General features: G+C 68.8%; 12 protein-coding genes. 3 read left to right on the top strand and 9 right to left on the bottom strand.

Annotation, left to right across the window (positions count from 1 at the left end):
• A partial coding sequence (locus tag MKP05_RS20660) for a hypothetical protein (RefSeq protein WP_240570047.1) occupies positions 1–215 on the top strand: 215 nt, incomplete at its 5' end.
• A 2-nt stretch (positions 216–217) separates the two neighbouring features.
• On the opposite strand, the gene phaC is transcribed toward MKP05_RS20660, so the two are convergent.
• The 5 genes from phaC to prmB all read right to left on the bottom strand — a co-directional run bounded on the left by phaC (position 218) and on the right by prmB (position 5,302).
• The gene (gene phaC / locus MKP05_RS20655; protein WP_240570046.1) at positions 218–2,059 is read right to left on the bottom strand and encodes a class I poly(R)-hydroxyalkanoic acid synthase; all 1,842 of its coding nucleotides are present in this window, start codon (positions 2,057–2,059) and stop codon (positions 218–220) included.
• A 142-nt stretch (positions 2,060–2,201) separates the two neighbouring features.
• Positions 2,202–2,636 carry a phasin family protein gene (locus MKP05_RS20650; protein WP_240570045.1) on the bottom strand — a complete coding sequence of 145 codons (435 nt, stop codon included), beginning with the start codon at positions 2,634–2,636 and terminating at the stop codon, positions 2,202–2,204.
• 123 nt (positions 2,637–2,759) lie between these two features.
• Positions 2,760–3,167 (bottom strand): hypothetical protein, encoded by a 408-nt coding sequence (locus tag MKP05_RS20645; protein WP_240570044.1) that lies wholly within the window; start codon positions 3,165–3,167, stop codon positions 2,760–2,762.
• A 56-nt stretch (positions 3,168–3,223) separates the two neighbouring features.
• Positions 3,224–4,309 carry a chorismate synthase gene (gene aroC / locus MKP05_RS20640; protein WP_240570043.1) on the bottom strand — a complete coding sequence of 362 codons (1,086 nt, stop codon included), beginning with the start codon at positions 4,307–4,309 and terminating at the stop codon, positions 3,224–3,226.
• Positions 4,310–4,348: 39 nt separating this feature from the next.
• Positions 4,349–5,302 (bottom strand): 50S ribosomal protein L3 N(5)-glutamine methyltransferase, encoded by a 954-nt coding sequence (gene prmB / locus MKP05_RS20635; RefSeq protein ID WP_240570042.1) that lies wholly within the window; start codon positions 5,300–5,302, stop codon positions 4,349–4,351.
• Between the two features lie 121 nt (positions 5,303–5,423).
• Here prmB and MKP05_RS20630 point away from each other — a divergent pair, with 121 nt between their 5' ends.
• Positions 5,424–5,999: a Smr/MutS family protein gene (locus MKP05_RS20630; RefSeq protein WP_240570041.1), complete on the top strand. Its 576-nt coding sequence runs from the start codon at positions 5,424–5,426 to the stop codon at positions 5,997–5,999.
• On the opposite strand, the gene MKP05_RS20625 is transcribed toward MKP05_RS20630, so the two are convergent.
• From MKP05_RS20625 to MKP05_RS20615, 3 genes are read right to left on the bottom strand one after another with little or no spacing between them, the layout of a single operon-like run.
• Positions 5,996–7,069 carry a patatin-like phospholipase family protein gene (locus MKP05_RS20625; protein ID WP_240570040.1) on the bottom strand — a complete coding sequence of 358 codons (1,074 nt, stop codon included), beginning with the start codon at positions 7,067–7,069 and terminating at the stop codon, positions 5,996–5,998. The two genes, MKP05_RS20630 and MKP05_RS20625, sit on opposite strands and share 4 nt — an antisense overlap.
• A 25-nt stretch (positions 7,070–7,094) precedes the next feature.
• Positions 7,095–7,958, bottom strand: a complete 864-nt coding sequence (locus tag MKP05_RS20620; RefSeq protein WP_240570039.1) for an alpha/beta fold hydrolase — start codon at positions 7,956–7,958, stop codon at positions 7,095–7,097.
• Between the two features lie 2 nt (positions 7,959–7,960).
• Positions 7,961–8,767 carry an alpha/beta fold hydrolase gene (locus tag MKP05_RS20615; protein WP_110282085.1) on the bottom strand — a complete coding sequence of 269 codons (807 nt, stop codon included), beginning with the start codon at positions 8,765–8,767 and terminating at the stop codon, positions 7,961–7,963.
• 210 nt (positions 8,768–8,977) lie between these two features.
• On the opposite strand from MKP05_RS20615, the gene MKP05_RS20610 reads away from it, so the two are divergent.
• Complete coding sequence (locus MKP05_RS20610; RefSeq protein ID WP_240570048.1) at positions 8,978–9,925, top strand: AEC family transporter; 948 nt, start codon at positions 8,978–8,980, stop codon at positions 9,923–9,925.
• 79 nt (positions 9,926–10,004) lie between these two features.
• On the opposite strand, the gene MKP05_RS20605 is transcribed toward MKP05_RS20610, so the two are convergent.
• A partial coding sequence (locus tag MKP05_RS20605) for an aldehyde dehydrogenase family protein (RefSeq protein WP_240570038.1) occupies positions 10,005–10,971 on the bottom strand: 967 nt, incomplete at its 5' end.

The following is a 10,971-nucleotide window of genomic DNA, read 5'->3' as shown; positions in this document are numbered from 1 at the left end:
CTCGAAGCTCGAAGCTCGAAGCTCGAAGCTCGAAGCTCGAAGCTCGAAGCTCGAAGCTCGAAGCTCGAAGCTCGAAGCTCGAAGCTCGAAGCTCGAAGCTCGAAGCTCGAAGCTCGAAGCTCGAAGCCAGCTTAAACCCGGACATTGCCAACGAACGAAAACACCCCCACCGGCATGCCGGTGGGGGTGTTTTTCTTACGGCTTATAGCTTATAGCTTCAAGCTCCCGGCGAAGCCGGGGTCTCGCCCAACACCTCGGGAATGGTCATCTTGACGTAGCGCCCCGGGGCCGGCTCGAGGATATCCAGCTCTCCCTCGCCGGGCTGGCGCGCCGGCACCATCTTCTCCGCGTCGACATAGCCGTTGGAGGTCATCCAGGCCTGCCAGTGGGGCCACCAGGAGCCCTCCTGGTGCTCGGCACAGGCCAGCCACTCCTCCGGTGTCTCCGGCAGTGCATCGTTGGTCCAGTAGCCGTACTTGTTCCGGCTCGGCGGGTTGACGATGCCGGCGATATGGCCCGAGCCACCCAGCACGAAGGTCACCGGCCCCTTGGGCAGCAGCGCGCCGTAGTAGGTGCTGTTCCACTTGGCGATATGGTCATCGCTGGTGGAGATGAAGTAGCTCGGCGTGGAGATCTTGCGCAGGTCGATCTTCACCCCGTCGAGCTCGATGCCGCCGGGCTCCACCAGGCGGTTCTCCAGGTACATGTGGCGGAGGTACCAGGCGTGGGTACCGGCCGGCAGGTTGGTGCCGTCGGTGTTCCAGTAGAGCAGGTCGAAGGGGGCCGGCATCTCCCCCTTGAGGTAGTTGTTGATGTAGAAGGACCAGAAGAGATCGTTCTCGCGCAGCAGGTTGAACGAGAACGCCATCACCCGCCCGTCCAGGTAGCCGTCGCGCTCGAGCTTGGCCTCGAGGCCGGCCAGCACCGGCTCGGAGAGGAAGACGCCGATGTCGCCGGGATCGCGGAAGTCCTGCAGGGTCGCCATGTAGGTCACCGACTTCACCTTGCGCCCGCGGCGGGTGCTGGTGAGGTAGGCGACGGTGGAGGCGGCCAGGGTGCCACCGATGCAGTAACTGAGCAGATTGACCGATTTCTCCCCGGTGGCCTGTTCGATGGCCCCCATCGCGGCGATCGGCCCCATCTGCATGTAGTCGGCCCAGGTCAGGTCGCGCTGCTCGGGGCCGGGGTTGCGCCAGGAGATCAGGAACACCGTATGGCCCTGGTCCACCAGCCACTTGACCAGGGAGTTGTCCTGGCGAAGGTCGAGGATGTAGTACTTGTTGATCCAGGGCGGCACCATCAGCAGCGGCGTCTTGAAGACCTGCTCGGTGGTGGGGCTGTACTGGATCAGCTGGATCAGCTCGTTCTCGTAGACCACCGAGCCCGGGGTCACGGCGATATTGTCGCCGACCTCGAAGGCGCTGCGGTCGGTCATGGCGACGTTGAGGCCCTCGGCGGAATTGGCCAGGTCCTCGCGCAGCCGGGTCAGGCCGTCGATCAGATTCTGGCCGCGGGTCTCCACGGTCTTGCGCATCACCTCGGGGTTGGTGGTGACGAAATTGGTCGGCGCCATGGCATTGACCACCTGGCGGGCATAGAAGGCCAGGTTGCGCTGCCGCTCGGGGTCGAGACCGTCGAGGCCCCCCACCAGGTCCTCGACCATCCGCGAGAACAGCAGGTACTGCTGCATGATCGCCAGGTAGTGGGGGTCGTTGGTCCAGGCCTCGTCGTTGAAGCGCCGGTCGCCCTTCGCCGGGGTGACCAGCGGCTCCATCGCTTCGCCGGCCAGCGCCCGCATGCCCTGCTGCCAGAGCTGGAACTGGTCCTGGAGCAGCCGTGACTGGGCCTGCCACAGCAGGGAGGGGTTGCGCATCAGCGACTCGGCTCCCGCGCGGAAGCTCTCGCGCATGTCATCATAGACGGAGTCGGCGGCATCGCTGGGCGCCATCCGCTCCATCATTTCCTCCATCAAGGCTCGATACTCCTCGCCGACCGCCTTGAGCTGCGCATTCCATGCCTCGAGCTCGACCTGTGTCGGTGCTTGCACCCCTGACTGCATTGACCCCTCCTGACTTCCTGCCGGCTGATTGCCATCAACATATGAAACATGCAAAGCTGCTCCCCGGCACCCGCAATGCGGGTGCCGGGGAGCCGCCGTGGGTGTGGCCGGGCTCGGTCACACCACCTCAGTGCCGTTTCGCTCAGCTCTTGTTGCTGCTGCCGCGCGTGGACTGGCTGGTGGCCTTGGCCGGTGCGGACTTGTCGCTGCCGCCGGCCTTTTCCGCCTGCTCGGCCTGCTCGGTCGTCTTGGTCTGCTCGGCGAAGAGTTGCTCGAGCTGGTTCTTGAACTCCAGGCTCATCTCGCTCATGGCACGGGCATCCTCCAGCATCTGCCGGGAGAGCTCGTTCATCATCTCGGCCTGGCGGGTGCCGAAGTCACGCATGTCCTCGGCATCGCTGATTTCACTGGCACTGCGCATGCGCTCGGTACCCATCTGGCTGTAGCGCTTCATCGACTCCAGCTGGTACTGGGTCATCTTCTCCATGTTGTCGAGCATCAGGGAGTTGATCCTGCGCATCGGCTCGAAGAACTGGCGGGTCTGCTCGTTGAAGGCGTCGGTCATCTTGTCTGACATGGCAGGTACTCCTTGTGGGGGTGTCTAGCTGGGTGGTAGGGCCACCCTTCATGTTGCACTGCACCAAAGAGTAGTCTGCCGGGGGCCGAGTTGCAATACGACCTTGAGGAATCCGGCAGACGATTAGCCGTCCCCCCCCTTGGTGCGGGAGCGGGCACTGGCCGTGGTGGTCTTGCGCCCGCCCCGGGAAGAAGCCGGGTTCTCCTCACCGGCCTCGCCGTCGCCCGGGTCGCCCTTTCCGCTCCGCTGGGCCGCACCGGCACCGGCCTGGCGCAGCATGTCGAGCATCATCTGCTGGTAGGTGCCGAAACTCGCCAACCCCTGGGAGAGTCCCTGGGAAAGCCCCTGCGGCAGCCCCGGTTGCTGAAGGAAGGGTTGCATCAGGCTCATGGGGTCATAGCCCTCCGCCCCGGACTCCATCTGCTGCTGGATGCGGCTCAGCAGGTCCTTCTGGAAGGCCTCGACATCCGGCAGGCCCAGCGCCTGGCGGAACTCCTCGGGGGTCAGGTCGAACTCGACATTGATCTTCATGGCAACACTCTTGGTCGTCGTAATTCCAGTGTAGCAGCCATCACCGATGCCACGACTCAACGCAGCCGCGGCGTCTCGACACGGACCTCGGCGTTCTGGCCGCGATGGCGCAGCAGGTGGTCCATCAGGGTCAGCGCCATCATCGCCTCGGCGATGGGCGTGGCACGAATCCCCACACAGGGGTCGTGTCGCCCTCGTGTGACCACCTCGACGGCATTGCCGTGGACGTCGATGCTGCGCCCCGGGGTGGAGATGCTGGAGGTGGGCTTGAGCGCCAGGTGGGCGATGATCGCCTGGCCGCTGGAGATGCCGCCCAGCACGCCGCCGGCATGATTGGAGAGAAAGCCCTCGGGGGTCATCTCGTCGCGGTGCTCGCTGCCGCGCTGGGCCACCGCGCCGAAACCGTCGCCGATCTCCACGCCCTTCACCGCGTTGATGCTCATCAGGCCGTGGGCCAGCTCGGCATCCAGACGATCGAAGACCGGCTCGCCCAGCCCCGGCGGCACGCCCTCGGCCACCACCGAGATCCTCGCGCCCACCGAGTCCTGGTCGCGGCGCAGCTGGTCCATGTAGGCCTCGAGCTCGGGAACCCGTGCCGGGTCGGGGCAGAAGAAGGGGTTGTCGCCGACCGCCTCCCAACTCCGGAACTCGATGGCGATGGGGCCGAGCTGGCTCATGTAGCCGCGCACCCGGATGCCCTGGGTCGCCAGGTACTGCTTTGCGATGGCCCCCGCCGCCACCCGCAGGGCGGTCTCGCGGGCGCTGGAGCGGCCACCGCCGCGGTAGTCGCGGATGCCGTACTTGTGCTGGTAGCTGTAGTCGGCGTGAGCCGGACGGAACTGGTCCTTGATCTTCGAGTAGTCCTTCGAGCGCTGGTCGGTGTTCTCGATCAGCAGGCCGATGGGTGTGCCGGTGGTCACCCCCTCGAAGACGCCGGAGAGGATCCGTACCTGGTCGGGCTCGCGGCGCTGGGTGGTATGGCGCGAGGTCCCCGGGCGGCGGCGGTCCAGGTCACGCTGCAGGTCGGCCTCGGTGAGCGGCAGCCCCGGCGGGCAGCCATCGACGATGGCCCCCAGCGCCGGGCCATGGCTCTCGCCGAAGGTGGTGACGGTGAACAGCTTGCCGAAGGTATTGCCGGACATGGGCGCTCCTCCTGGTATCGGGAGATCGGTAGCGGGTGATCAGACGAAGGACGCCGCATGGGCGTCGAGTTCCGCGGCGGTCAGGGCGAAGACGCCCTGGCCGCCACGCTCGAATTCCAGCCACAGGAAGGGTACCTCGGGGAAGGCGGCCTCCAGGTGGCGGTCGGAATTGCCGACCTCGACGATCAACACACCGTCGTCGGTGAGGTGCTCCCGGGCCTGGCACAGGATGCGCCGCACGATATCCAGTCCGTCGCGTCCCGCCCCCAGCGCCAGGGCCGGCTCGTGGCGGAACTCGGTGGGCATGGTCGCGAGGTCCCGGGCGTCCACGTAGGGCGGGTTGGAGACGATCAGGTCATAGCGTCGGCCGGCGAGCCCGTCGAAGAGGTCCGACTCGACCGCCCTCACCCGGTCGCCGACGTCGTGGCGGGTGATGTTGATCCGCGCCACCTCCAACGCCTCCGCACTGATGTCGGCCAGGTCCACCTCGCAGCCGGGCAGGTGCAGCGCCGTGGCGACACCGATGCAGCCCGAGCCGGTGCAGAGGTCGAGCACCCGCGCCGGCGGCTCGCCGGGAAACCAGGCGGCGAAGCCGTGCTCGATCAGTTCGGCGATGGGCGAGCGCGGTATCAGCACCCGCTCGTCCACGCAGAAGGGAAAGCCGGCGAAGAAGGCCTCGCCCAGCAGGTAGGGCAGCGGGCGACGCGTCTCGACGCGGGCACGCACCAGCGACACGATGCGCGAACGCTCCATCGGCAGCAGCCGGGCATCGAGCACCGCGGGATCGACGTTCCAGGGCAGGTGCAGGGCGCCCAGGGTCAGGGCCACCGCCTCGTCCCAGGCGGAATCGGTGCCATGGCCGTAGAAGAGCCCGGCCAGGTGGAACTCGCTGGCGGCCCAGCGCAGGCAGTCACGCAGGGTGACGAAGCCATCGCAAAGTTCGCTGTCGGAGAGCTGGAGCGTGGAGGTGGAGACGTCGTTGGAAACGGCCACGTGGCATCCTGTGGTTGACGGTTGCGGACGGCAAGAGAGGGTCCGATTGTACCCGGCCGAGCGGTTCACAGCCACGCTCGACTCGCTATACTGGCGCTCCCTGATCCCACCCGAGTGCCCCATGAGTCGACACCGCCACCACCCGGACGACGACGACATCGAGGCCTTCCGCCAGGCCCTGCGCGAGGCCGGCGTGCGGCCGATCGAGACCAATCGTGCCGACCCCGGTCGCCACCGCCGTCCCGACCCTTCCGCCGCCGAGCGCCGCGCGGCGGCCACCGCCGCGCGCGACGACCACGGCACGGGGCGAACCTCCGACGGCCGGGTGGAACCGGTGCGCCCCTCGGAGGCGCTCGACTTCGCCCTGCCCGACCTGCCCTGGCGGACCCGCAGCCAGCTCAAGCGGGGCAGGATCGCCTGGGAGGTCGGCCTCGATCTGCATGGTTACACCCTGGAGGAGGCCCGCCGCGAACTGGAAGCCTTCCTGCGCGACGCCGCCGCCGAGGGCCGGCGCTGCGTGCTGGTGGTGCACGGCAAGGCCTGGGGCACCACCAGCGACTTCCCGGTGATCAAGAGCCACGTGAATGCCTGGCTCAGGGAGTGGCCCGGGGTGCTGGCCTTCTGCTCGGCCACCGCGACCGACGGCGGCACCGGGGCGGTTTACGTGCTGCTGCGACGGCGCGGCCGGGACGGCTAAGGCCCGCCCGTCTCCCCCTCGTCGGGCAACTTCGGCGACTCCACCACCAGTGCCTGGGTGCTGCCCAAGGCCCGGTGCTTGCGGCCCTCGTAGTTGTCGAGCGCCTCCATGGCCAGCCGCTGGCCCAGGCGAATCAGCGCCTCGGCACGGTGGAACTCGTAGGCGCCGCACACCGTCTTGGGCACCTCGATCAGCACGTCCGGGGGATAGCCGGCTACCTTGTACTTGGCCAGTGCCGCCTGGGTGATGTCGAACGAGGCCAGGATCATGTCCAGCCGGCCCCAGGCGCGGCGACCGACGGCCTGGTCGTCCTCCTCCTCGACCGCACTGCCGGGGCTCAACCCGTCGAGCAGCCGGCGGGTGGCGTCGCGCACGTCCTCCATCCAGCCGCTGAACTGCTGCCCCACGACATCGCGGCGGGCGTCGTCGCGCGGCTCGGCGACGTCCGGTTCATCGTCGGCCAGCAACTCGTCCAGCGTCACCGGGCGCGGGCTATGGGCGGTGGTGTTCACCGCCAGCACCAGGTCGGCATGGGCCGAGACGAGGGGAATGATCGGCAGTGGATTGAGAAGGCCGCCGTCCACCAGCACCTGGTCGCCACGATGCACCGGCGTGATCACCCCGGGCACGGCGATGGAGGCGCGAATCGCCTCCAGCAGCGGCCCGCTCTGGAACCAGACCTCGCGCTGGCGTACCAGGTCGGTGGCCACGGTGGTCAGCGGGACCGGCAGTTCCTCGATGCGGGTGGCGCCGATCAGCGACTCGAGCTTGCTCATGACCTTGCTGGCGCGCATGGCACCCATGGGGCTCCAGGTGACGTCGACCAGCCGGAGCACGTCGAAGTAGTCGAGCCGGCAGACCCAGTCGCGGTAGGCCGGCAGCTCCCCCGCCGCGTAGATGCCCCCCACCAGGGCCCCCATGGAGCAGCCGGAGATCGCCACGATCTCGTAGCCGCGGGCCTCGAGCACCTCGATGACGCCGATATGGGCGTAGCCACGGGCGCCGCCGCTGCCCAGCACCAGCGCCACCCGCTTGCCCTCGTTCCCCTGGTCCACACGCCGCCCTGTCATCGGACTGCCCTCCCCGTCGACCCCCTCAGGTCCTGCACCAGTCGACGATGGCCCGGGCCACGCCTGCCACGGCCACCGGCTCGAGGTGCAGGTGATGGCCGCCCGGCACTACCCGACGCTCGAGCCGTGGCACCGCGGCTCGCGCCCGGGACGCCAGCTCGCGACTGCCGAGGATTCCAGCCTCGCCCTCCACCAGCAGCGCCGGACACTCGATGGCGGACAGCATGGCGAGCGCCTGGTCGGGACTGAGCCTCACCGGCGAGGGACGCAACAGCCGACCATCGGTGCGCAACCGCCAGTGGCCATCCGCCAGTGACTCCAGGTTGCGCGCCACCAGCGGTTCGGCCGTCTCGGCGTCGATGGGGGTGGCACCGCCGGCCACCCGGGCCGCCACCGCCGTCTTGATATCAGGATAGCGCGGCGCCGGTGAGACGGGGCGGCGATGTCCCAGCAGTCCCTTGCGCAGCTGCCGCGGCGCCTCGGCGGCCTCGGTGGTCACCGCGCCGAGCCCGTCGAGCAGCACCAGGCGTCCGATGCGCTCGGGCAGGGCCGCCGCGGTCAGGCAGGCCACCCCGGCGCCCATGGAGTGGGCCAGCAGGGTCGCCTGCTCGAGCCCCAGGTCGTCACAGGCATCGAGCAGGTCATGGCAGTAGTCCCAGAGGGCGTAGTCCCCCTCTCCCGGCAGGTGATGCGAGAGGCCGTGCCCACAAAAGTCGATGGCCAGGATGCGGATACCGAGCCGCTCGACCAGGCGTGGCGCCAGCCGGGAGAAACTCGCTGCATTGTCGAGCCAGCCGTGCAGCGCCAGCCAGGTGGGGGCGCCGTCATCGCCCCAGCTCAGGGCGGCGAGTCGCCCCCCGGCGAGGCGCAGGGATCGGGAATCGGACATGGTCAGTCGTCCAGCAGGGTGTGCAGGGTCGCCAGCAGGGCCTGACGGGTCTCGTCGGGATACTCCATGGGAAACATGTGGGTCCCCGGTACCAGGGATACCGGCACGCCGTGGCGAGCCAGACGCCGGCGTCGGCGTGGCGTGAGCAGGTCGGAGTCGGCGCCGGCCAGCAGCCCCACCGGCACCGTCAGGCGGCGCGGCAGACTGCCCAGGTGGTCGGGCAGATGGCGGAAGATCTCCACCTCGACCTCCGGGTCATAGACCAGTGCCGCCCGGCCATCGTCCAGCAGCCGGGTCCCTCCCTCGATATAGTCGCGCAGGGCCCGCTCGGTGAAGCGCCGGAACAGCCCGCGGCGGCGCAGGTACTGGCCCATCGCCTCGCGGTTGGGCCACACCGTGCGACGTCCCCGCGTCTTGCCGGCCGGGGTGACCCGGTCGACGAAACCGAAGCACTTGGCCGCCTTCATGGCCCAGGCGTCGAGGCCGAGCATCAGCGGTGGGTCGAGCATCACCACGCAGCGAAAGCGCTGGGGAGCGGCCTCGGCGGCCATCGCCATCAGCACGCCGCCCATGGAGTGTCCCACCCCGATCACTGGCCCCTCGAGGGTGGCCAGGTGCTCGAGCAGTTCGTCGCGCAGCGCCAGCCAGTTATGGCCGACCGGAAAATCCGGGTGATGCCCGAGACGATCCAGCGGGTGCAGGTCGAAGCGCTCGGCCAGCGGCGCCAGGAAGCTGCGATAGCTGATGCCCGGAAAGCCGTTGGCATGGGCGAAGACCAGGGGATCGCGATGGGGAGAGTGCATGGGCATGGTGACGTGTCCTGACTAGCGGTAGCAGACTAACGGGTTTACCATCGAACCGGTAGGGTAACGCAAGAAGCAAACATCCGTTTTACCCCATTCCGATCCGGTCGTGCCAGGAGAGATCGTGCCCAAGCCCCGCGACACCCGCCTTCGTAACCGCCTGTTCTTCGCCACCGTGACCGCCGCCGTCGTGGTCGGCCTGTGGCTGGCCCGCTGATGGGGCTGTTCGAGGTCTTTCTCGGTACCCTGGAAGTCACCCTGCCGGTCTTCGCCATGGTATTCGTCGGCCTCGTCCTCAAGCGTCTGGGCTGGATCGACGCCGCCTTCATCGCCACCGCCTCCAGCCTGGTCTTCAAGGTCACCATGCCGGTGCTGCTGTTCCTGAGCATCGTCAGGGCCGACCTGGCCTACGCCCTGCAGCCCGGCCTGATCGGCTACTTCCTGGCCGTCTCCGTGCTCGGCTTCTTTGCCGCCTGGGGCTGGGCGAGACTCCGCTACCCCCGGGAGGAGATCGGCGTCTTCGTCCAGGGCGCCTTCCGCGGCAATGTCGGCATCGTCGGCCTGGCGCTGGCTGCCAGCATGTACGGCGACCACGGACTGTCACTGGGCGGCATCATGGCGGGATCGGTCATCGTCGTCTACAACGTGTTGTCCTCGATCGTCCTCGCCCTCTACAGCCCGAGCGCCGACTCCGACCTGCGTTCCCTGCTGCTGGGGCTATTGCGCAACCCGCTGATCCTCAGCGTCATGGTCGCCCTCCCGGTGGCCTTTCTCGCCCTGCCCCTGCCCGCCTGGCTGGTGACCTCGGGCGAGTACCTTGGCTCCCTCTCGCTGCCGCTGGCGCTGATCTGCATCGGCGGCACCCTCGGCGGCACCGCCATCCGGCACGACGGCCGCCAGGCCCTGTATGCGGGGCTGTGGAAGCTCGTCTGGCTACCGCTGGCCGGCACGGTCGGCGCCTTCCAGCTCGGCTATCGCGACGCCGAGCTGGGCATCCTGTTCCTCTTCCTGGCCAGTCCCACCGCCGCCGTGGCCTTCGTCATGGCCAAGGCCTACGGCGCCAACGAGCGGATGACGGCCAGCATCATCATGCTGACCACCTTCGGTTCCATGCTGACCATCAGCCTCGGCGTCTTCGTCCTCAAGATCGGCGGCGCCATCTGAGGCGCACGCGCTGATCGGGGCCACAAAAAAGGCGGCCCGCAGGCCGCCAAAAACCCCCATCACTCACTCGCTTCGGGAATCACTCGCGCTTGCCGTCCACCAGCCGGGTCACGCCCAGCGGGTTGTCGTCCCGGAGTGCCTCGGGCAGCAGGCTCGCGGGCAGGTTCTGGTAGCACACCGGGCGCAGGAAGCGCTGGATGGCGGCGCTGCCCACCGAGGTGGTACGGCTGTCCGAGGTGGCCGGGAAGGGCCCGCCGTGGACCATGGCGTGGCAGACCTCGACGCCGGTGGGCCAGCCGTTGGCCAGCACCCGGCCGGCCTTGCGCTCGAGCACCGGCAGCAGGGTACGGGCCGCCTCGACGTCGCCGTCGTCCAGCTGCAGGGTGGCGGTGAGCTGCCCCTCCAAGGCCTCGGCCACGGCCTTCACTTCCGCGAGGTCGTCGCACTCGATGACCAGCGAGGCCGCACCAAACACCTCGGCCTGCAGCGCCTCGCTCTTCAGGAAATCGGCGCCGCGGGCGGCGAACAGCGCGGTCTGGCACTGGTGGGGCCCCTCGCCGGCCGGGCCGCGGGCGATCTCGCGGGCCTCGCCGGCGAGCTGACCCACGCCGTCGGCATAGGCGGCGTGGATGCCCGGGGTGAGCATGGTCTGGGCGGCGCTGCCCTTGACCGCCTCGCCGGCGGCCGCGACGAAGGCGTCCAGCGCCTCGCCCTTGACGCCGATCACCAGCCCCGGATTGGTGCAGAACTGCCCGGCCCCCATGTTGAGCGAGGCGACGAAGCCCTCGGCGATCTCGCGGCCGCGCGCCTTGAGCGCCTCGGGCAGCAGGAACACCGGGTTGATGGAGCTCATCTCGGCGTAGACCGGGATCGGCTGGGGGCGAGCCTGGGCCGTCTGCTGCAGCGCCAGGCCGCCCGAGCGCGAGCCGGTGAAGCCCACCGCCTGGATGCGCGGGTCGGCGACCAGCGCCTGACCCACCTCGCGGCCGGCGCCGAACAGCACCGAAAAGACGCCCTCGGGCAGGCCGCACTTGGCCACCGCGGCC

This window comes from Halomonas flagellata, assembly GCF_022487945.1.
GTDB classification, from domain to species: domain Bacteria; phylum Pseudomonadota; class Gammaproteobacteria; order Pseudomonadales; family Halomonadaceae; genus Halomonas; species Halomonas flagellata.
This window is presented reverse-complemented; position numbering and strand designations above follow the sequence as displayed.